The sequence below is a fragment of the Micromonospora sp. SD12 genome, assembly GCF_052068495.1.
Classification (GTDB): domain Bacteria; phylum Actinomycetota; class Actinomycetes; order Mycobacteriales; family Micromonosporaceae; genus Micromonospora; species Micromonospora echinofusca.
Window position 1 is genome coordinate 241807 of the sequence record NZ_JBQHDF010000008.1, and the last position, 20288, is coordinate 262094.

At 74.3% G+C, this 20288-nt stretch carries 23 protein-coding genes; 12 read left to right on the top strand and 11 right to left on the bottom strand.

The genetic code is table 11. The features are described from left to right. Window positions 1–114 precede the first annotated feature (114 nt). Together ACTMS2_RS18265 and ACTMS2_RS18270 are read right to left on the bottom strand one after the other, a co-directional pair. Window positions 115–1152, bottom strand: coding sequence for a helix-turn-helix domain-containing protein (locus ACTMS2_RS18265; RefSeq protein WP_441176441.1), 1038 nt, complete (start codon window positions 1150–1152; stop codon window positions 115–117). Window positions 1153–1261: 109 nt separating this feature from the next. Continuing rightward, window positions 1262–2017 (bottom strand): TetR/AcrR family transcriptional regulator, encoded by a 756-nt coding sequence (locus ACTMS2_RS18270; RefSeq protein ID WP_441176442.1) that lies wholly within the window; start codon window positions 2015–2017, stop codon window positions 1262–1264. A gap of 98 nt (window positions 2018–2115) precedes the next feature. Here ACTMS2_RS18270 and ACTMS2_RS18275 point away from each other — a divergent pair, with 98 nt between their 5' ends. Next, window positions 2116–3075 (top strand): ATP-binding cassette domain-containing protein, encoded by a 960-nt coding sequence (locus tag ACTMS2_RS18275; RefSeq protein WP_441176443.1) that lies wholly within the window; start codon window positions 2116–2118, stop codon window positions 3073–3075. Further along, window positions 3068–3841, top strand: a complete 774-nt coding sequence (locus ACTMS2_RS18280) for an ABC transporter permease (RefSeq protein WP_441176444.1) — start codon at window positions 3068–3070, stop codon at window positions 3839–3841. The genes ACTMS2_RS18275 and ACTMS2_RS18280 overlap by 8 nt, the downstream gene beginning before the upstream one ends. 66 nt (window positions 3842–3907) lie before the next feature. Here ACTMS2_RS18280 and ACTMS2_RS18285 read toward each other — a convergent pair whose 3' ends face one another. The 4 genes from ACTMS2_RS18285 to ACTMS2_RS18300 form a co-directional block, all read right to left on the bottom strand. Continuing rightward, window positions 3908–4411 (bottom strand): hypothetical protein, encoded by a 504-nt coding sequence (locus ACTMS2_RS18285; RefSeq protein ID WP_101409152.1) that lies wholly within the window; start codon window positions 4409–4411, stop codon window positions 3908–3910. A gap of 67 nt (window positions 4412–4478) precedes the next feature. Beyond that, on the bottom strand, window positions 4479–6110 hold the full coding sequence (locus ACTMS2_RS18290) for a RecQ family ATP-dependent DNA helicase (RefSeq protein ID WP_441176445.1): 1632 nt from the start codon (window positions 6108–6110) through the stop codon (window positions 4479–4481). A 253-nt stretch (window positions 6111–6363) separates the two neighbouring features. Continuing rightward, entirely contained in the window at window positions 6364–7314 is a 951-nt protein-coding gene (locus tag ACTMS2_RS18295; protein ID WP_441176446.1) for a TIGR03557 family F420-dependent LLM class oxidoreductase, read from the bottom strand. Window positions 7315–7408: 94 nt separating this feature from the next. Further along, window positions 7409–7531: a hypothetical protein gene (locus ACTMS2_RS18300; RefSeq protein ID WP_255474757.1), complete on the bottom strand. Its 123-nt coding sequence runs from the start codon at window positions 7529–7531 to the stop codon at window positions 7409–7411. A 178-nt stretch (window positions 7532–7709) separates the two neighbouring features. Here ACTMS2_RS18300 and ACTMS2_RS18305 point away from each other — a divergent pair, with 178 nt between their 5' ends. Beyond that, window positions 7710–9206, top strand: coding sequence for a glycoside hydrolase family 3 protein (locus ACTMS2_RS18305; protein ID WP_441176447.1), 1497 nt, complete (start codon window positions 7710–7712; stop codon window positions 9204–9206). Window positions 9207–9294: 88 nt separating this feature from the next. On the opposite strand, the gene ACTMS2_RS18310 is transcribed toward ACTMS2_RS18305, so the two are convergent. Continuing rightward, window positions 9295–9582, bottom strand: a complete 288-nt coding sequence (locus tag ACTMS2_RS18310; protein ID WP_101409155.1) for a GNAT family N-acetyltransferase — start codon at window positions 9580–9582, stop codon at window positions 9295–9297. Continuing rightward, window positions 9579–10805: a cysteine desulfurase-like protein gene (locus tag ACTMS2_RS18315; protein ID WP_441176448.1), complete on the bottom strand. Its 1227-nt coding sequence runs from the start codon at window positions 10803–10805 to the stop codon at window positions 9579–9581. The genes ACTMS2_RS18310 and ACTMS2_RS18315 overlap by 4 nt, the downstream gene beginning before the upstream one ends. A 90-nt stretch (window positions 10806–10895) precedes the next feature. Here ACTMS2_RS18315 and ACTMS2_RS18320 point away from each other — a divergent pair, with 90 nt between their 5' ends. From ACTMS2_RS18320 to ACTMS2_RS18350, 7 genes are all read left to right on the top strand, one after another. Further along, window positions 10896–11261, top strand: coding sequence for a hypothetical protein (locus ACTMS2_RS18320; RefSeq protein WP_441176449.1), 366 nt, complete (start codon window positions 10896–10898; stop codon window positions 11259–11261). A gap of 60 nt (window positions 11262–11321) precedes the next feature. Then, window positions 11322–12143, top strand: coding sequence for a DUF1206 domain-containing protein (locus tag ACTMS2_RS18325; RefSeq protein WP_441176450.1), 822 nt, complete (start codon window positions 11322–11324; stop codon window positions 12141–12143). Between the two features lie 83 nt (window positions 12144–12226). Continuing rightward, the gene (locus ACTMS2_RS18330; protein ID WP_363621647.1) at window positions 12227–13423 is read left to right on the top strand and encodes a mechanosensitive ion channel family protein; all 1197 of its coding nucleotides are present in this window, start codon (window positions 12227–12229) and stop codon (window positions 13421–13423) included. 398 nt (window positions 13424–13821) lie between these two features. Beyond that, window positions 13822–14256 (top strand): phage holin family protein, encoded by a 435-nt coding sequence (locus tag ACTMS2_RS18335; protein WP_441176451.1) that lies wholly within the window; start codon window positions 13822–13824, stop codon window positions 14254–14256. Further along, window positions 14253–14603, top strand: a complete 351-nt coding sequence (locus ACTMS2_RS18340) for a DUF3618 domain-containing protein (RefSeq protein WP_441176452.1) — start codon at window positions 14253–14255, stop codon at window positions 14601–14603. The genes ACTMS2_RS18335 and ACTMS2_RS18340 overlap by 4 nt, the downstream gene beginning before the upstream one ends. Next, on the top strand, window positions 14600–14872 hold the full coding sequence (locus ACTMS2_RS18345; RefSeq protein ID WP_089001055.1) for a DUF4235 domain-containing protein: 273 nt from the start codon (window positions 14600–14602) through the stop codon (window positions 14870–14872). The genes ACTMS2_RS18340 and ACTMS2_RS18345 overlap by 4 nt, the downstream gene beginning before the upstream one ends. A 291-nt stretch (window positions 14873–15163) precedes the next feature. Further along, entirely contained in the window at window positions 15164–15367 is a 204-nt protein-coding gene (locus ACTMS2_RS18350; protein WP_007075740.1) for a cold-shock protein, read from the top strand. A gap of 132 nt (window positions 15368–15499) precedes the next feature. Here the strand turns inward: ACTMS2_RS18350 and ACTMS2_RS18355 are convergent, their stop codons facing one another. After that, a complete protein-coding gene (locus ACTMS2_RS18355) occupies window positions 15500–15694 on the bottom strand; it encodes a hypothetical protein (RefSeq protein WP_089001054.1) in 195 nt (64 codons plus the stop codon). Between the two features lie 40 nt (window positions 15695–15734). Continuing rightward, window positions 15735–16718, bottom strand: a complete 984-nt coding sequence (locus ACTMS2_RS18360) for an aldo/keto reductase (protein ID WP_441176453.1) — start codon at window positions 16716–16718, stop codon at window positions 15735–15737. A gap of 84 nt (window positions 16719–16802) precedes the next feature. Here ACTMS2_RS18360 and ACTMS2_RS18365 point away from each other — a divergent pair, with 84 nt between their 5' ends. Together ACTMS2_RS18365 and ACTMS2_RS18370 are read left to right on the top strand one after the other, a co-directional pair. Beyond that, window positions 16803–17600 (top strand): trans-aconitate 2-methyltransferase, encoded by a 798-nt coding sequence (locus ACTMS2_RS18365; protein ID WP_441176455.1) that lies wholly within the window; start codon window positions 16803–16805, stop codon window positions 17598–17600. After that, complete coding sequence (locus ACTMS2_RS18370) at window positions 17597–18622, top strand: adenosine deaminase (protein WP_441176456.1); 1026 nt, start codon at window positions 17597–17599, stop codon at window positions 18620–18622. Before ACTMS2_RS18365 ends, ACTMS2_RS18370 begins: the two co-directional genes overlap by 4 nt. A 251-nt stretch (window positions 18623–18873) precedes the next feature. Here ACTMS2_RS18370 and ACTMS2_RS18375 read toward each other — a convergent pair whose 3' ends face one another. Continuing rightward, a complete protein-coding gene (locus ACTMS2_RS18375) occupies window positions 18874–20262 on the bottom strand; it encodes an ATP-binding protein (RefSeq protein WP_441176457.1) in 1389 nt (462 codons plus the stop codon). Window positions 20263–20288: the final 26 nt, after the last annotated feature.

Sequence of the window (20288 nt, forward strand, 5' to 3'; positions counted from 1 at the left end):
GTGGTCACCGGGCGGCCGCCCGCCTCCCCCGTGGCGGCGGGCGGCTCGCCGCGGCCCCCGTTGGCGATCCCGCTCCGCCGGTGCCGTGGCGGGCGAGGATCGGCCATCTCGGCGTCAGTCTGCCGCGACCGGGTTGACCGTGGATGCCGCCGGGTTGACTTCCCGTGCCGCGTCCTGCGCCTGGCCGGCCCGCCACGCCTGCGGCCCGACGCCGTGCGCCTTGCGGAAGGCCCGGCTGAAGTGCGCCTTGTCGGGAAAGCCCCAGCGGGCCCCGACCGCCTGGACCGGCTGGCCGCGCAGGCCCGGGTCGGCGAGGTCGTGCCGGCACCGTGCGAGCCGCAGCTCCCGGATGTACGACGCGACCGTCGACTCCTCGGCCTCGAAGAGCCGGTGCAGGGTACGTAGCGAGACGTGGTGGGCGTCCGCCACCACCTGCGGGCTCAGCGTCGCGTCGCCGAGGTGCCGCTGGATGTACGCCCGCATCTGGGTGACGAGGGCGCGCCGGCGGGCCTCCGTCGGCACCGCGTCCTCGGCCACCAGGTGCCGACCCAGCATGGTGGACACCAGGTCGAGCCCGACGGTGCCGAGGCGGGGGGCGTCGGCGGCGTGGTACTGCTCGGGGTGGCGGGCGATCTGGAGGAGGAACTGGGCCAGCAGCGCGCCGATCCCCTCGGTGCCCGACATCCGGCGGCCGAGCAGCGGCGCCAGCCGGTCCGGCGACAGCGGCAGGGCGGCGTGCGGGATGATCGCCACGACCGAGCGGGCCGGCTTGCGGCCGCCGTCGTCGCCGACGTGCCGTACCCCGTGTGGCCGTGACCCGTCGTAGAAGATGAACTCGCGCGGCCCCAGCACGCTGCTCTGACCGGCCTGGCTGGCCGCGCCGTCGCCGTCGACGGTGAGCGCCAGCGTGTAGATCTCCGGGGCCGACTCGCGCACCAGCCGGGAGCTCCCGACGGCATCCAGGGACGGATACCGGTAGTTGACCACCCGGATCGGGTCGAGCTCGACGATCTCCGCCCGGGCGGCGAAGTCGTGCGCGTGCTCGGTGCGGATCCGCAGCGGCGACGCCGTACGCGCCACCAGGTCGAGCCACATCTCGAAGCGTTCGGCCGCCGGCACCGCAGTCGTGTCGACGGTGTTGCGCAGCAGCATCCGCTCCCCGTCCTCGCGCCGTTCGAGTGGCCATTGTCCATCGTGGGCGTCCGTGTGCCCAGGGCGTTCCCGGCCCGCCCGTCGACGCGGCCGGGGCGCGCCGGCCGGCTCAGCGCGTGGCCGTCCGGCTGCGGATCAGCGCCTCGACGCCGTCGAGGATCCGGTCGAGGCCGAACCGCCACTCCGCATCGAGCTCCTCGTCCAGCTCGTCCTCGGCGTCCGCCAGCAACTCCCGGACCGCCGGGTACGGTCCGTTGCGGGTCAGCCGTTCGAGCTGCTGCCAGTACCGCGCGCCGACCTCGTCCGGGCTCAGTTGCTCCCGCGCCGCCGCCTCGGTGAGGTCGGCGGTGAGCGTGGCCCAGTACCGGGCGTACCCGCTGACCAGCAGGATCGTCGAGAGCCGCTCGATGCCGCGCAGGCCGGTGCCGCGCAGGGCGGCGAGCCCCTGCTCCATCCAGCGGACCCCGTTGGGGCCCATCGGCGGGCCGCCGATCGGGACCTGCCGGATCCACGGGTGGCGGTGGATCGCCGCGACGTTGGCGTGCGCCCAGCGGGCGAGGGCCGGCCGCCAGCCCTCGTCCGGGCCGCGTGGCGCGGGTGGGTCCCCGTAGCCGGCGTCGGCCATGAGTTCGAGCAGGTCGGTCTTGGCGGGGACGTAGCGGTAGAGCGACATGGTCCCCACGCCCAGCTCGCCGGCCACCCGGTTCATCGACACCGCCGCCAGCCCGTCGGCCTCGGCCACCCGGATGCCGGCGGCCACCACCTGCTCCATGGTGAGGCTGCGCCGGGGGCCCTTGCCGGGGCGCTCCCGCAGGCCCCAGGCGAGCTCGATGCTCTCCGGCAGCTCGACGTCGGCGTCGCTCATCCCACCTCCCGGTGCGTGTTTGACCGCCATCCTAACTTCTGCGTATGGTCTACGCAGAACAGCGTACGTGGTACGCAGAAAGCGGAGGGTGAGGGGTGATGGAGACAGCAGCGGTGCAGACCGTCGACCTGTGCAAGCGCTACGGCGGGGTGGCGGTGCTCGACGGGCTGACCATGCGGGTGGCCCGGGGCAGCGTGCACGCCCTGCTCGGCCCCAACGGGGCGGGCAAGACCACGACCGTACGGATCCTGGCCACGCTGACCGCGCCCGACGGGGGCGCGGCCCGGGTGGACGGCCACGACGTGGTCCGCGACCGGCGCCGGGTGCGGCGGGCGATCAGCCTCGCCGGCCAGCACGCGGCGCTCGACGACCAGCAGACGGGCGCGGAGAACCTGCGCATGATGGCCCGGCTGGCCGGGCTGGCCCCGCCCGCCGCCCGGCGGCGGGCCGCCGACCTGCTGGAGCGCTTCGACCTGGTCGCCGCCGGCGGCCGTCGGGTGGTGACCTACTCCGGCGGGATGCGCCGCCGCCTCGACCTCGCGGCCAGCCTGGTCGGCGAGCCGTCCGTGATCTTCCTCGACGAGCCGACGACCGGCCTCGACCCGCGCAGCCGGCAGGGCCTGTGGGAGGTGGTCGCCGAGCTGGCCGGGGCCGGGGTCACGGTGCTGCTCACCACGCAGTACCTGGAGGAGGCCGACCGGCTCGCCGACCGGATCGCCGTGCTGCACGGCGGCCGGCTCGCCGCCGAGGGGAGCGCGGCCGACCTCAAGCGCCGCTTCGGCGCCCACCGGCTGGAACTGACGCTGCGCGACGCGCAGAGCTTCGCCGCCGCCGGACAACGGCTCGGCGACCGGGTCACGCACCGCGACCCGGCCCGCCTGGAGCTGGCGGTGACCACCGGCGGCGACGCGGCGGAGATCCGCCACCTGCTCGACCATGCCGACCCCGACCGGCGGGGCCTCGCCCGCTTCATCGTCCGCGAGGCGACCCTGGACGACGTCTTCCTCACCCTCACCGGCGACCCGGTGACCGCCCACCCGGAGGTGGCCCGTGTCTGAGCTGACCCTGCGTCCGACCCGCGCCGGCGAGGCCGCCGTCATGGTGGCGCGCTGCCTGCGGCTGTCCCGCCGCAACGTCGACGCGCTGCTCACGTCGCTGCTGCTGCCGGTGCTGCTGATGCTGCTCTTCGTCTACCTGTTCGGCGGCGCGATCGACACCGGCACCCGCTACGTCACCTACGTGGTGCCCGGCGTCCTGCTGCTCTGCGCCAGCTTCGGCGCGGCGAGCACCGCCGTCAGCGTGACCACCGACCTGACCAACGGGATCATCGAGCGGTTCCGCACGATGGACGTCAGCGCCACCGCGATCCTCGGCGGGCACGTCGCCGCCAGCATCGCCCGCAACACCGTCTCCACCGTGCTGGTGCTGGTCCTCGCCGTCGCCATCGGCTTCCGGCCGGCCGTGGACCCGCTGCGCTGGCTGGCCGCGTTCGGGGTGCTGCTGCTCTTCCTGCTCGCCGTGTCCTGGCTGTCGGCCGCGTTCGGCCTGCTGGCCCGCACCCCGGAGGCCGCCAGCGGCTTCACCTTCCTGGCGATGTTCCTGCCCTATCCGAGCAGCGCGTTCGTGCCGGTGGAGACGATGCCGAGCTGGATCCGCGGCTTCGCCGACCACCAGCCCGTCACGCCCGTCATCGAGACGCTGCGCGCCCTGCTGCTGGGCACCCCGACGGGCACGGCCCCGACCCTGGCGGTGGCCTGGTGCCTCGGCGTCCTGGCCGTCTCGGTGCCGCTGACCGCCGTGCTGTTCCGCCGCCGCGTGGCCTGACCGCGCGCCACCCCGGGTACGCGACGGCGGCACCGGACCTCGTCCGGTGCCGCCGTCGTCGTCGCGTCAGTCGTTGAGCACCTGGGAGAGCCGGTCGCGGAAGCGCCGCTCCGAGTCGCTGACCACGTCCCCGCCGAGGCCCAGGATGCCGCCGCTGGACGCCGCGCCCACCACCTGCTCGGCGATGTCCACGAGCCAGTGCTTGTACGCGCCGGCCTCGCCCTCGTCGGTCCGGGCGGCCAGCAGCACCGCCGCCTCCCGGGCCCGGCCAAGCACGTCCTCCAGGTAGGCGCGCGGGTCGGACGGCGCGATGACCGGCAGTTCCTCGCCCGCTTCCGGGTCGCCGACCCGCGAGACGATCTCGCCGGCCACGGCCGCGACCAGCGGGCTGGCCGACTCCCGGCCGGCGGCGATGGTCTCCAGCCCGGCCGCGTTCTCGGCCATGGTGCGGCGGGTGCCGTCGGACTCGGCGGCGCTCGCCGCGGTCAGCACCGACTGCGGCAGGCCGACCAGCAGCCCCCACTCCTCGTCGGAGAAACCGAACCCGGTGTACGCCGGCTGCTCGATCACGACAACGCTCCTTCCGTACTGATGTCGCTCGTCGTCCGCGGCCCCGACAGGGGGAGCCCGGCTCAGGCTAGTCGAGGGTCAGCAGGCCCTGTTCGGACACCACGCTGACGGACAGCGTCTTGTACCCCACCTCGTCGAAGAGAACCGTCATCCGGTCCTCCTCGTAGCTCAGCACCAGGCCGTGCCCCCACTCCGGGTGCCGGACCTGGCTGTGCACGGGGAAGGGCCCCACCGAGCCGTCGTCGGGGGTGCTGGTGCCGGCGTGGCAGTTGTCGCAGTGCCCGCAGACCTCGGTCATCTGCTCGCCGAAGTACGCCAGCAGCGTCTGCCCCCGGCAGGCGGTGGTCTCGGCGAACGCCCGCATCATGTCCGTACGCGAACGGGTCACGGTCTGCTGCCGCTCGGCCTCCGCCAGGGCCGCCGCGGCGGCGTCCACGGGCGCGGGGGAGTAGCGGGGCGCGCCGATACGCTGCTTCGCCCTCGGCTCGGCCGCGCCCGCCTGCTCCAGCAGGGCCAGGTACTGGCCGAGCTTGCGCGGGCCCAGGCCGGTGACCTCGCGCAGCTCCTTCTTGTTGCGCGCCTTCTTGCGCAGCAGCGCGGACAGGTCGCGCAGCTCGTCGGGGTCCGGCAGGCCGCCGCTGAAGAAGCGTTGCAACCCGACGTCCTCGGCCTGCCACAGCAGCAGCACCCGGGCCGGGGCGCCGTCGCGGCCGGCCCGCCCGATCTCCTGGAAGTAGCTGTCGGGCGAGTCCGGCAGCGCCATGTGCACCACCCAGGCGATGTTCGGCTTGTCGATGCCCATGCCGAACGCAGAGGTGGCCACCATGATCGGCACCTGGTCGGCGAGGAACGCCTCGTGCAGCTCGGCGCGGGCGCCGGCCGCCATCCCGCCGTGGTAGTACTGGGCCGGGAAGCCGGCGTCGGTGAGCCGGGCCGCCAGCTCCTCGGCGGAGCGCCGGGTGGGCACGTAGATGATGCCGGGGCGGGTGTCGTCGCGCAGCAGGGCGATCAGCCGCCGCCACCGGTAGTCCTCCGTCGGGCAGTGCGCCACCTCGAGGAACAGGTTCGGCCGGTCCAGCCCGGAGACCACCACCTCGGGCTCGGTCAGCCGCAGCCGGGCGATGATGTCGTCGCGTACGGGCGGGGAGGCCGTGGCCGTCAGCGCCACCACCGGAGGCCGGCCGATGCCGTCGATCAGGTGCCCCAGCGCCAGGTAGTCGGGGCGGAAGTCGTGCCCCCAGGCCGAGATGCAGTGCGCCTCGTCGATCGCCACCAGCGCCGGCTTCAGCGACCTGACCTCGGCCATCCGGTCGGGGTTGGCGAGCTGCTCCGGGGTGATGAAGAGGAACTCGGCCCGCCCGTCGCGGATCTCGGCGATCGCCTCCGCCTGCTGGCCGGCCGACTCGTTCGAGCTGATCCGCACGGCGCGCAGTTCCGGCCGCTGCCGCTCGTTGAGCGCCGCGATCTGGTCCTGCTGGAGGGCGAGCAGCGGGGAGATCACCACGGTCGGGCCGGGGATCAGGCTGGCCGGGATCTGGTAGATCGCCGACTTGCCGGCACCGGTGGGCAGCACCACCAGGGCGTCACGGCGCTTCATCACCGCCCGCATGGCGGCCAGCTGGTGGGGCCGCAGTGCGGTCCAGCCGAAGAGGCTCTTCGCCGCGCGGCGCAGTGTCGTCGAGTGCGTGGACAGTTTCATCGAGGGCCGGAGGTACCCGACGTGTTCAGCGGCGAAACCGGCGGCTCGGGTGACGCCGGCGACCCGGCGCGCGGAGAACTGATGGGATGGGAACCATTCGTGATGCCGCCGGTTGCCGTCACTCCGCCAGGTAGCCGGTAGCGGGATCGATCTCGGCGAGGAAGCCGCGGATGGCCTCCTCCATCGCGGCCCGGCTCCGGGCTCGCGCTGAGCCCGGGCACCCCCACCGGCGGGGTGCCCGGGGCCGGCGCGGTCAGCGTACGCGGGGGAAGACCTCGCGCTGGTAGAGGTCGAGCAGGCCCTGCCAGTTCGGGCCGGTGTTGGCCACGTAGACCTCGTCGAAGCCGGCCTCGGCGTACTCCTCGATCTTCGCCAGGTGCGCGTCGGTGTCCCGCCCGCAGACGAACGCGTCCTTCATCATCTCCGGCCGGACCAGCTCGGCGGCCTGCTCGAAGTGCCGCGGCGAGGGCAGCACCTGGGACAGCTCGCCCGGCACCCCGGCGTTGGGCCAGCGCTCGTACGCGATCCGTACGCCCTCCTCCTCGGTCGACGCGTACGCCGCCTTGAAGCCGGCCTGGCACGGCTTGTCGCCGCCGCCGTTCTCCCGGAACCGCCGGACGAGTCCGGCGTCGGGTGAGGTGTTGACGAAGCCGTCGCCGATGCGCGCGGCCAGGTCGACGGCCTTGGGGCCGAAGCCCGAGACGTACACCGACGGGGGAGTCTCGGGCAGCGTGTAGATCCGGGCGTGCTCGACGGTGTAGTGCTTGCCGTGGTGGTTGACGAAGCCGCCCCGCCACAGCTCGCGCATCACCTCGACGGCCTCCTCCAGCATCTCCAGCCGCACGTCGGTCTGCGGCCAGGCGTCGCCGAGGATGTGCTCGTTGAGCGCCTCGCCGCTGCCCACGCCGAGCACGAACCGACCGGAGTGCATGACCGCGCTGGTGGCCGCCGCCTGCGCCACGACGGCCGGGTGGATGCGCACGGTCGGGCAGGTTACGGCGGTGGTGACCGGGAGCTGGCAGACCTGGCTGAGCGCGCCGATGACCGACCAGACGAAGGGGCTCTGGCCCTGCGCGTCCGTCCACGGGTGGTAGTGGTCGGAGATCCAGAGCGCCTCGAAGCCGGCCCGCTCCGCGCCGCGCGCCTGTTCGAGCAGCTCGGCCGGCGTGTACTCCTCGGTGGACAGAAAGTAGCCGATCCTCATCGTTCCCCCTCGCGGTCTCCTACCGGTCCAACGAGGCAGGCGGTACCCCGACGGCCGCCGTCGAACCCCGGGCGCCGGCGCCGGGTGCGCGGCCTCAGCGCCGGAACATCGCGCGGATCGCGGCGAGCAGCAGCAGGCCGCCGACGACCAGGCCGAGCAGGCGTACGCCGGGGATGTCGGCCGGGCTCGTCGCGTCGGCCAGCAGCAGGGGATCCATCCCCGAACTGTCCCCAGCTCCGCGCCGGACGGCAACTGTAAGGTTTATTGACTATTTTTTCGCGCGGTGTGACCATGTCAGCACCGCCGCGGGTGGCGGGCCGCCGGGCGCGGAGAAGACGGGGGTACGACGACCGCATGAGCGAGCGACACAACAGCCACCACGCGGGCGGGCCGGCGTGAGCGGGCGCGACGAGAGCCTGACGGCCCTGGCCGCGGCCGTCCTGCAACCGGGGTTCGTCGGCACCACACCGCCGCCCTGGATCTGCCGCTGGCTCGGCGAGGGCCTGGGCTCCGTGGTGCTCTTCGCCCGCAACGTGGTCCATCCGGAGCAGGTGGCCGCGCTCACCGCCACCCTGCGGGCCGAACGCCCCGACGTCGTCGTCGCCATCGACGAGGAGGCCGGCGACGTGACCCGCATCGAGTCCGCCCGGGGCAGCTCCCGGCCCGGCAACTTCGCCCTCGGCGCGGTGGACGACCCGGCCCTGACCGAGGAGGTCGCCCACGACCTGGGCGCCGACCTCGCCGCGCTGGGCGTCACCCTCAACTACGCCCCCGACGCCGACGTCAACTCCAACCCCGCCAACCCGGTCATCGGCGTACGCGCCTTCGGCGCCGAGCCCGCGCTGGTCGCCCGGCACACCGCCGCCTGGGTACGCGGCCTCCAGGCGGGCGGGGTCGCCGCCTGCGCCAAGCACTTCCCCGGGCACGGCGACACCAAGGTCGACTCGCACCACGACCTGCCCCGCATCACCGCCGACCGGGCCCGCCTCGACGCCGTGGAGCTGGCCCCGTTCCGGGCCGCCGTGGCGGCCGGGGTGCAGGCCGTGATGACCGGCCACCTGCTGGTGCCGGCGCTGGACCCGGAGCTGCCGGCCACCCTCAGCGGCCGGATCCTCGGCGGGCTGCTCCGCGACGAGCTGGGCTTCTCCGGCGTCGTCGTCACCGACGCGGTGGAGATGCGGGCGGTCGCCGACCGGTACGGCTTCGCGGGCGCGGCGGTACGCGCCCTCGCGGCCGGCGCCGACGCGATCTGCGTGGGCGGGGAACGCGCCGACGAGGAGACGGCCCGGCTGCTGCGCGACGCCATCGTCGCGGCGGTCGTCTCCGGCGAGCTGCCGGAGGAACGGCTCACCGAGGCGGCCAAGCGGGTGGGGCAGCTCGCCGCCTGGACCGTCGCGGCCCGGGCCGAGCGGCCGTCACGGCCCCGCCCCACCGCCGCCGGTTCGGCCGTCGGGCTGGCCGCCGCCCGCCGGGCGCTGCGGGTCACCACCGCGCCCGCCGGCGTCGGCGCCCTGCCGCTGGCCGGCCCCGCGCACGTGGTCGAGTTCGAGCCGCCGCGCAACATCGCGATCGGTCCGGAGACCCCGTGGGGACTCGCCGCCCCGCTGGCCGACCTGCTCGCCGGCACCACCACCGTCCGCTACGCCGAGGCCGACGTGCCCGCCGACCCGACCGCCGGGGCGGCCGGCCGGTGCGTGGTGCTGGTGGTCCGCGACCTGCACCGGCACGACTGGATGCGGGCCTCGGTGACCCGTGCGCTGGCGGCCCGCCCGGACGCGGTCGTGGTCGAGCTGGGCGTTCCCGAGCTGGTCACCGGGGCGGTGCACGTCGCCACCCACGGCGCCACCCGGGCGGCCGCCCACGCCGCCGCCGGCCTGCTGGCGGGCCGCTGACCGCTCCCGCGCCTGCTCGGACCGTTGCGGCGGTGCCCTGGCGTCCCCCCCGCCGTCGAGGGGCGCCGGAGCATCCCGGCGCCCCCGGTTACGGCTCGGGGGTGACCAGGTCGGCGTACTCGAGGTGGCGGTCGATGAAGGCCGCCATGAACGGGCAGCGCGGCACCACCGTCGTGCCGCGCTCGCGCAGCTGGTCGAGGGTGCCCCGGACCAGGGCCGCGCCGACGCCCATGTTCTGGAACCTCGGGTCGATCTCGGTGTGGGTGAAGACCAGCACCTCGCCGCGCGGCAGGTACGCGGTGAACCCGGCCAGCGCGTCGTCGACCAGGATCTCGAACCGGTGCTTGGCGGGGTTGTCCTCGACCAGGGTGCTCACCCGGCCATTCTGCCCCCGCCGGCGACGAGGCGGTCCAGTTCGCCGAGCAACCGGTCCACCTCGTCTGCCGTGTTGTAGTGGTAGAGGCTGGCCCGCACCGCCCCGCCGCTGTCGCGCAGCCCCATCGCCTGGAAGTACTCGTACGCGTAGTAGTCGCCGGCGGAGAGACAGAACCCGGCCGCGCCCAGCTCCTCCTGGGTCCGCTGCGGCGAGAGCCCGGCCAGCCGGAAGGACACCGTCGGGCAGCGCCGGACGGGAGCGCCGAGCACCGTGACGCCGGGCAGCGCGGCCAGCCCGGCGAGCAGCCGCTGAAGCAGCGCCTCCTCGTACGCCTGCGCGGCGCCCAGCCCGGCGAGCAGCCGTTCGCGCCGGCTGCCGGTGGCCGTCGGGTCCAGCCCGGCCAGGTGGTCCACGGCGGCGGCCACGCCGGCCAGCAGGGGGAAGCTCGGGGTGCCGTACTCGAAGCGGTCCGGCACCGCGTCGGAGGAGGGCAGCAGCTTCGCCGGGCGCAGCCGCTCCCACGTCGCGGGCGCGGCCACCATCGCGGCCAGGTGCGGCCCCGACCACTTGTAGGCGCTGGTGACCAGGAAGTCGGCGCCCAGCGCGGCGAGGTCGGTGGGGCCGTGCGGCACCGAGTGCACCCCGTCGACGCAGACCAGCGCGCCGGCGGCGTGCGCGGTGGCGGCGATCGCCGCCACGTCCGGGACGGTGCCGGTGGCGTTGCTGCCCGCGGTCACCGCGACCAGGCGGGTGCGCTCGCCGACCAGCTCCGCGTAGCGGGCCGCCGGCAGTTCCGCGGTGTCGCGGTCGAACTCGGCCCAGCGCACCGTCGCGCCGGCCGCCTCGGCGGCCTGCACCCAGGGGCGTACGTTCGCGTCGTGGTCGAGCCGGGAGACCACGACCTCGTCGCCGGGCCCCCATCCGGCGCCCAGGGCCCGGGCCAGGGTGTACGTCAGCGCCGTCGCGCTCGGGCCCAGCACCACCCCGTCGGGCTCGGCGCCGAGCAGGTCGGCCACGGCCGACCGGGCGGCGGCCACCATCTCCAGCGACCGCCGGCCGGGCGCGAAGGCGGCGCTGCGGTTGCCCACCGCCGCGCGCATGGCGGCGGTGACCGCGTCGACGACTCCGGCGGCGGTCTGGGTGCCCCCGGCCCCGTCGAGATGGACGAAGCCCTCGGCGAGGGCGGGGTAGGCGGCCCGGGTGCGGGCGATGTCGAACGGCATGCCGGGACCCTAACGCCCCGCCGCGGGCCCCCCACCTCGGCGGATGATCACGCGCTGCCGCAGTGGCCGGCGTCTCGTACCCTTGGCGGGGTGACGAATCGACGTGTTGCCTTCCCGCTGACCCCCACCCGCCGGGCCGCCGGCCTGCTGGCCGGCCTCGCGCTCGGCGTCGCCGTGCTCGCCGGTTGCAGCTCCGAGGGCGCCAGCACCGACTGCGGCCTGGACGCCTGCACGGTCACCTTCGACCGGGGCGTGAACGCCAGCGCCACCATCCTCGGCGTGGAGGCCAAGCTCATCGGCGCGCAGGACGACCAGGTGACCGTCGAGGTCGCCGGCGAGCAGCTGTCGCTGACGACGGGCCAGCAGGCCACCGAGGTCGGCGGCTTCGCGGTGACGCTGGACAGCGTCACCGACCAGGAGGTCAAGATCAGGGTGTCGAGGAACCCCGGCAACTGACCTGGCCGGGGCGGCGGTGGCCGACGTTTGGAAATCTTCGTATTCGGTGATTGTGGCGCCATGTCACTCACCCGGAACGCCGAAGCCACCGCCTCCCGTACGGCGAACAGCAGGTGGCTCGAACTGTTGGCCAGAGTCGGTTTCATCGGCTACGGCATCGTGCACCTCCTGTTCGCCTGGCTGGCGTTGCAGATCGCGTTCGGCAAGGCCGGCGCCGACGGCGACCAGTCCGGCGCGCTGCGCACCCTCGCCGCCCAGCCGCTGGGCAAGTTCCTCGTCATCGCCATCGCGGTCGGCCTGCTCGCCATGGCGATCTGGCAGGCGCTGGAGGCGGCCGTCGGGCACCGCGCCGAGCGCGGCAAGGAGCGCGTCTGGGAGCGGCTCGCCTCGCTGGGACGCACCGTCGTCTACCTCTACTTCGCCTGGACGGCCTTCAAGGTCTTCAAGGACGCCGGCTCCAACAGCGCCGACCAGCAGGAGGCGCTGACCGGCAGGCTCATGGAGTCCTCCGGTGGCCGCTGGCTGGTCGGCCTGGCCGGGCTCGGCCTCGCCGCGATCGGCGTCGGCCTGGTGATCTACGGGCTGATCAAGCGCTTCGAGAAGCACCTCAAGACCGGCGAGATGAACGCCAAGACGCGGCAGCTCACCCGCCGGCTGGGCATGGCCGGCTACATCGCCAAGGGCGTCGCGTACGGCATCTCCGGCCTGCTGATCATCCTGGCCGCCGTCAACTACGACCCCGAGAAGGCCCGCGGTCTGGACGCGGCCCTGCGCACGCTGCGCGACCAGGCGTACGGCCAGCTCCTGCTCACCCTGGTGGCGCTCGGTATCGCCGCCTTCGGCGTCTTCTGCTTCCTCCAGTCCCGGTATCGCAAGGTCTGAGACCTGGTCGATTCCGGTGCCGCCGGGCACCATTGGGCCCTTGCCCGAAACAGGCAACCGGCGTCAGGGGGAGGAAACAACCTGTGCAGAGCTACCTCGGGACGATCGTCGCCGCGCTCGCCGCGGCGGCGATCGCCCTGTTCGCGGTCGAGGTCGCGCACCGCGTGATCCGGCGCGTCGGCCGGCGTTCGCTGCTGCTGACCGAGCTGACGGATCACGCGCACCGCTCGATCCAGGTCGCCGCCACCGTCGTCGCCGTCCAGTTCGCCGTGCGGTTCAGCACCGGCTACGCGGTCGGCGACCAGTGGCGGCAGGTGCTGCTGCACCTGCTGGTGCTCGGCGTGATCGCCAGCGTCGCCTGGCTGGTCGCCTCGCTGCTCGTCGTGGCCGAGGACACCGCCCTGGCCCGCTTCCGGGTCGACGTGCCGGACAACCGGCACGCGCGGCGCGTACGGACCCAGGTGGTCATGCTGCGCCGGCTGACGATCGCGGTGATCGTGGTGCTGGCGGTCGGCGTGATGCTGATGACCTTCCCGGCCGTACGCGGCATCGGCGCCGGCGTGCTGACCAGCGCCGGTGTGGTCGGTGTGGTCGCCGCGCTGGCCGCGCAGAGCCTGCTGGGCAACGTCTTCGCCGGCCTCCAACTCGCCTTCAGCGACGCGGTCCGCCTCGACGACGTGGTGGTGGTCGAGGGGGAGTGGGGCCGCATCGAGGAGTTGACGCTCAGCTACGTGGTCGTGCAGATCTGGGACGACCGGCGGCTGATCCTGCCGACCTCGTACTTCACCAGCAAGCCGTTCCAGAACTGGACCCGCACCGAGGCGGCGGTGCTGGGCACCGCCGAGTTCGACGTCGACTGGGCGGTGCCGGTGCAGGCCATGCGGGAGGAGTTGCGCCGCCTCGCCGAGGGCACCGAGCTGTGGGACGGGCGGGTCTGCGTACTCCAGGTGACCGACGCGACCGGCGGGACGATCAAGGTGCGCGCCCTGGTCAGCGCCGCCGACGCCGGCAGCCTGTGGGACCTGCGCTGCCTGGTGCGTGAGCACCTGGTCGCCTGGATCCGGGACCACCGGCCGACCGCCATGCCCCGGATGCGTACCGAGATCGGGGACGTGGAGAGCAACCTGCCGTGGCAGTGGGTACGCCCCCGACGGCCGGTGCGCCGCCGCACCGACGCCGACGTACCCGACGACGCGCGGGTCTTCGGGGGCAGCGATGACGGCGACGCCCGCAGCGAGGCCTTCGTCGGCCCCGACGAACCCGCCGACTCCCGCCGCTGACCCACCCACCCGTGCCGAGGGCGCCGGCCGCCCGGGCCGCCCCCGCGTCGATGATGCAGTCGTGGCGCCCCGCAAGAGGTGCGTAGGTCGCGTAAAGCCCACCACAGCTGCGCGATCGGCGCGGCGGAGGTCGGGGCGGGGGAGTGGGGTCGTGACCTGTGGGGGGTGGGGGCGTTGGTGGTGTGGGTGGGTTGTGCCTGCTGGGGGCGCCCGGGGTGGAGTGCGGCGGCTCGGGGGGTTTGACCGGGCGTTTCGTGGGGACCTGCTGCGCGACGCTTCTGCACCTTCTTCCGCGCCGTGCGGCGGCTCGGGGGGCCCGACGGTCCGGGTGCACCGGCGAAGGATTGACGGGCGGCGACTCCGGGCATACAGCGCGGTGATGATGAAAGGAGGACAGCATGGCTGACGTGGCGAACGCCCGCACACCCCGCAACGGGAGCGAGCCGTCCACCGCCGAGCTGGTGCAGCGGGCCACGGAGCAGGTCTCCCGCCTGGTCCGCGACGAACTGGCCCTGGCCCGGGCGGAGCTGACCGAGAAGGGCAAGCACGCCGGTATCGGTATCGGTCTCTTCGGCGGTGGCGGGGCGCTGGCGCTCTACGGCCTGGGTGCCCTGGTCGCCACCGCGATCCTGCTGCTCGACCTGGTGCTGCCGGCCTGGGCGGCGGCCCTGATCGTCGCGGTGGTGCTCTTCGCGATGGCCGGCATCCTGGCCCTGGTGGGCAAGAAGCAGGTCAGCCAGGCGGTCCCACCGGTGCCGCAGGCCGCGGTCCGTAGCGTCCGGGCGGACGTGGACACGGTCACCGCCGCCGTGAAGGACAGGGGACGGGCATGACGACGGGCAACGGCCGGGGCAGCGGCGACACCGAGGCGCTGCGGGAGGAGATCCGGCGAACCCGGGTCGAGCTGGGCGAGACGATGGAGGCGTTGGCGGCCAAGGCCGACGTCAAGGCGCGCCTGAGGTCCTCCGCCGACCAGGCGAAGGAGCGGGTGCGGGGCCAGGCCGCGCAGACCGTGGCCCGGGTGCGCGGGCAGGCGGCGCAGAAGGCGCAGCTCGCGCGGGGCCAGGCGCAGGAGACGGGCGCGGTCGTGCGGCGTAACCCGACGCCGTTCGTCGCCCTCGCGGCCGGGGCGGTGGCCGCGGTGATCGTGTTGGTGATCGTTCGGGGGAGGCAGCGGTGAGCAGGGGTATCGGGAAGGCCGCGTACAAGCCGGTCGGCGTGCTGATGGGCATCGCCGCCGGTACGGTCGCGGGCGCGATCTTCCGGCAGGTGTGGAAGATGACGGCGGGCGACGGCGAGGCGCCCAGCGCCACCGACGAGGACCGCGGCTGGGGCGAGGTCCTGGCGGCGGCGGCGTTGCAGGGCGCCATCTTCGCGGTCGTACGGGCCGCCGTCGACCGGGGTGGCGCGGTGGGCGTACGCCGGTTCACCGGAAGCTGGCCGGACTGACCGGACGACGACGAAAAGGATCCCCGCACCGGCGCGATGGTGCGGGGGTCTTTTCGCGCGGGGACAAGGGCCCACCCAGCGGATCTTCGACATCCGTCAGGTCACATGTCGAAGAATTTCGTCCGGTAGTCTGTGCAGAGTTTTCGCTACGTGGTTTGCTGTTCCACGCTGTTGAGAGATGGCGTGGGTTGAGTGAAGTCTCCTTCGTGGGGGCGCCTCAGGCACCGCTGCTCGAAAACGGCCAATCGGCCGCACGGCGTGCTCGGCCGCCAGTTTTAGAAGGAGATACACATGGCGCAGGGAACCGTGAAGTGGTTCAACGCAGACAAGGGCTTCGGCTTCATCACCGTCGACGGCGGGGGTGCTGACGTGTTCGTCCACTTCTCGGCCATCCAGACCAGCGGCTACCGCACGCTGGAGGAGAACCAGCGGGTGGAGTTCGAGATCGCCCAGGGTCAGAAGGGTCCGCAGGCCGAGCAGGTCCGCCCCATCTGAGCAGTGCCGGTCGGCAGCCGCCGGCCAGTGGTGATCCGGCGCCCGGATCACAGCGAAGCCCCGTATTCCGCCCGGGATGCGGGGCTTTCCGCGTACCGGGACGCCGGACCGGTGGGACGGCTGCGGGGGCGCTCAGCGGCGCCTGCGGGCGCGCAGCCCGAACCAGAGCACGACGAGTCCGACCAGGACGACGAGCGGCCCGAGGGCGGCCCAGAACCGCCGGTCGGTCATCACGCTGCCCTCGACGTAGCCGAGGCCCTGCACCGTCCACAACGCACCGCCGACAACGGCGAGCAGTCCGAGGGTCAGCGGCAGCCAGCCCTTCATCGCGATCCCCCTCCGTCGGTCCGGGTCCCGGTCGCCCAACTCACCACCGGTCGTGCACCCGGGGTCGGACGAGTCCGTCGTAGACCTCCGCGACCGCCGCCAGTTCCCGTCGCGTCAACGGCGCCTGACCGGCCACGGCGGCGTTGCCCCGGGCCTGGGTGGCGTCCCGGGCACCGGGGATGACCACGGTGACCCCGGGCTGGTCGACGACCCAGCGCAGCGCGAACTGGGCCATGGTGCGCCCGTCGCCGACCAGCGGCGCCAGCCGGCGTACGGCGGCCAGGCCCAGCGTGAAGTCCACGCCGGAGAAGGTCTCGCCGACGTCGAACGCCTCGCCGTGCCGGTTGTAGGTGCGGTGGTCGTCGGCGGCGAAGGTGGTGTGCTCGTCGTACCGGCCGGAGAGCAGCCCGCTGGCCAGCGGGACCCGGGCGACGATGCCGACCCCGGCGGCGGCCGCGGCCGGGAGCACCCGGTCGAGGGGCTTGTGCCGCAGCGCGTTGAGGATGATCTGGACGCTGGCGACGCCCGGCCTGGCGATGGCGGTGAGCGCCTGGTCGCAGGTCTCCACGCTCACCCCGTAGCCGGCGATCCGCTCCTCGGCGACCAGGGTGTCCAGCGCGTCGAAGACGGCGTCGTCGGCGACGACGGCGGAGGGCGGGCAGTGCAGCTGCACCAGGTCCAGGGTGTCGGTGCCGAGGTTGCGCCGGGACCGGTCGGTCCATTCGCGGAAGTGCGCCAGGGTGTACGCCTCGGGCGTCTGCGCGACCCGGCGGCCCATCTTGGTGGCGACGGTCAGCGCGGCGTCGGGCCGGCTGCGCAGGAACCGCCCGATGAGCTGCTCGCTGCGCCCGTCGCCGTAGACGTCCGCCGTGTCGAGGAAGGTGACCCCCGACTCGACGGCGGCGCTCAGTACGGCGGTGGCGTCGGCCTCGCTGACCGTGCCCCAGTCCGCGCCGAGCTGCCAGGCGCCCAGCCCGATCACCCCGACGTGCCGCCCCAGCCGGGGGAAGGTGCGCTGCTCCATGGGACTGAGCCTAGTGATCGCCTTGTGGTGCCGCGCGCCGGCCCGTAGGGTTAACAAGACGGACGTACGGTTTGGGAGGCGACGATGTGGGATCCGACGACGTACCTGCGCTACGGCGACGAGCGCTCCCGGCCCTTCCACGACCTGCTCGCCCGGGTCCCCGCGCAGCGACCGCGCGCGGTGGTCGACCTCGGCTGCGGCCCGGGCAACCTGACCGCCACCCTCGCCCAGCGATGGCCGGGCAGCCGGGTCGCCGGCCTCGACTCCTCGCCCGAGATGATCGACCGGGCCGCCGCCACCGCCCCCGGGGTCCGCTTCGCCGTGGGCGACGTGCGGCACTGGCGCCCCGCGTCCGACGTGGACGTGGTGGTCAGCAACGCCGTGCTCCAGTGGGTGCCCGGGCACCGGGAGCTGCTGACCCGCTGGGCCCGGGAACTGCCCGCCGGCGCCTGGCTGGCCGTGCAGGTGCCGGGCAACTTCGACGCGCCTTCGCACCGGGCGCTGCGGGAGGTCGCCGATCGGCCGGCGTGGCGCGCCGACGTGGCACCCCTGCTGCGCCGGCCCCCGGCCGACGACACCGCCATCGGCTACGCGGAGCTGCTGACCGGTGCCGGCTGCGCGGTGGACGCCTGGGAGACTACCTACGTGCACCTGCTGCCGGCCCGCGCCGACGCGGACCACCCCGTGCTGAGCTGGCTGGAGGGCACCGCGCTCCGGCCGGTCCGGGCGGCCCTGGACGCCGAGCGCTGGTCCGGCTTCCGGGCCGAGCTGGGCGTACGCCTCGCCGAGGCGTACCCGGTGCGGCACGCCCAGGTGCACTTCCCGTTCCGCCGCGTCTTCTTCGTCGCCCGCACCGGCGCCCGCGCAGAGGAGAACCTGTGACCGACCTGCAAACCTTCATCGCCGGACTGCCCAAGGTGGAGCTGCACGTGCACCACGTCGGCTCCGCCTCGCCCCGGATCGTCGCCGAGCTGGCGGCCCGCCACGAGGGCCGCAGCCCCGTGCCCGCCGACCCGGCCGCGCTCGCCGACTACTTCGCCTTCCGCGACTTCGCGCACTTCATCGAGGTCTACCTGAGCGTCGTGGACCTCATCCGCGACCCCGACGACGTCTGGCTGCTCACCCACGAGGTCGCCCGCGAGCTGGCCCGCCAGCAGGTCCGCTACGCCGAGCTGACCGTCACGCCCTACTCGCACGTGCACCGGGGGATCCCCGCGCCCGCCTTCTGCGAGGCGATCGAGGACGCCCGCAAGCGGGCCGAGGCCGACTTCGGCATCGAGCTGCGCTGGTGCTTCGACATCCCCGGCGAGGCCGGCCTGGCGGCCGCCGAGGAGACGCTGCGCATCTCCCTGGAGCAGCGCCCGGACGGGCTGATCAGCTTCGGCCTCGGCGGCCCCGAGATCGGGGTGCCCCGGCCGCAGTTCAAGCCGTACTTCGACCGGGCCCGGGCGGCCGGCCTGCGCTCGGTGCCGCACGCCGGCGAGACCACCGGCCCCGAGACCGTCTGGGACGCGCTGCGCGAGCTCGGCGCCGAGCGGATCGGGCACGGCATCTCCGCCGCCCGGGATCCGGAGCTGCTGGCGTACCTCGCCGAGCACCGGATCGGCATGGAGGTCTGTCCGACCTCCAACGTGCGTACCCGGGCGGTCGCCGCCATCGAGGAGCACCCGCTGCGGCAGCTGGTCGACGCCGGCCTGCTGGTCACCATCAACTCCGACGACCCGCCGATGTTCGGCACCACCCTCAACGACGAGTACGCCGTCGCGGCCCGGCTGCTCGACGCGGGGCCGGAGGGGCTGGCCGCGCTGGCCCGCGACGCGGTGACCGCCTCGTTCCTGGATGCGGCGGCGAAGCGGCGGATCACCGCCGAGATCGACGCCTACCTGGCCGCCGCCACCGGCTGAGCGCCGCGAGGGGACGGCGCGCGGCGGGAGGAGGTGTGGGGGGACCGAGTCTCCCGCCGCGCGCCCGGCTCCACCGACCGGTGGGGTGCCCCGAGGCAATGGCCGGTGGAACTGATGGGTTCGGATTCGATCCTGTCAGCGCCGGCCCGCCACGGCAGCGCGGTTAATTCCGATCTAAGGAAGACTTGCGCCGCCGCACAACCGGCCCGTCTTCCCGGGACGGGAAGCCGATCGACGTGCGGGCCGCCGCGTCAGTCGTCGGTGGGCCGCTGACGGGGCCAGCGGCGGCTGCCGGTCTTCTGCTCCCGGGCCATCCGGCCGACCAGACCGAAGCGGCTGACCTGCCGGGGCGTCGCCTCCGGGTCGGCGAGCAGCATCACCACGCTCGCCCCGCCCAGCCGGGCCCGGTCGATGCTCACCGAGCCGTTCGCCTGCAACGCCACCCGCTTGGCGATGTCGAGCCCCAGCCCCGTCGAGCCCTGGTCGCTGGCGCCCCGGCGCAGGGCCCGGTCCGGGTTGGCGATCCCCGGACCGGCGTCGTCGATCCGGATGGCCACGTACCCGTCGCGGCGGGAGACCGCCACCTCGAACGCGGTGCCCTGCGGGGTGTAGCGGAAGACGTTGCCGATCACCGCGTCCAGCGCGGCGGCCAGCTCGGCCCGGGGCACCGGCGCGGGAATGCGCAGCTGGGCGCCGCTGACCCGGTGCGGGCGGTTCTGGTCGCCGGCCAGCGCGGCCCAGAACACCATCCGGTCGCGTACCACCTCGCTGACGTCGCACATGGCCGGCCCGGCCTCGTGCGCGACGGCCTTGCGGGTGGTCTTGATCAGCACGTCGATCTCGCCCTCGAGGGTGACGATCGCCTGCCGGATCCGCCGGATGCCCCGGCGGCGGTCCAGCTCCGCCTCGCTGAACGAGCCCACGCTGGTGTCGTCGGACTCCAGCGCCTCGGCGTCGAGCCGCAGCACCGTCAGCGGGGTACGCAGGCGGTGCGACAGGTCGGCGACCAGTTCCCGCTCGTCGGTACGGGCCGCGTCCAGCCGGTCGGCCATCCGGTTGAAGGCGTGCCCGGCCTCGGCCAGCTCCCGCGGGCCGCTCGGGTCGACGCGTACGCCCTGGTCGCCGTCGCCGATCGCGAGCGCCGCGCGGACCAGGCCCCGGGCCGAGTCGACCGCGCGGGCGGCGACCCGGTCGACCACCAGCACCGTGGCGCCCACCAGGGCGGCGGCCACCCCGAGCAGCAGCAGCCACCGGCTGTTGCCGGCCAGCGCCGACTCGGGCACGAAGACCTCGACCACGGCCGTGGTGTCGCCGAGCACCACCGGGTCCAGCCGGAGCACGCCACCCTCGACGTCGACGACCACGGAGCGCCGCTCGGCCCGCGCCCGCTCCAGGCCCGCGGCGTCGGCCCGGGCCGTGGACTCGTCCACCCCCAGCCCGTGCACGACGGGCCGGGTGGCCGGGTCGTCGCCGCTGGCCGCCACGGCGCGCTCCACCACGGCGGGGTCGGTGCTGACGGCGAGCGCGCCCGTCACCAGCGCGCTGCGCCGGGCCGCGTCCGCGATGGCCTCCTCGCGCGCCCGGTCACCGAGACCGACGGCGAGCGGGACGAGGAACGCGAGCGCGACCAGGGTGCACATGCCGGCCGTGAGCAGGGCCAGCGACG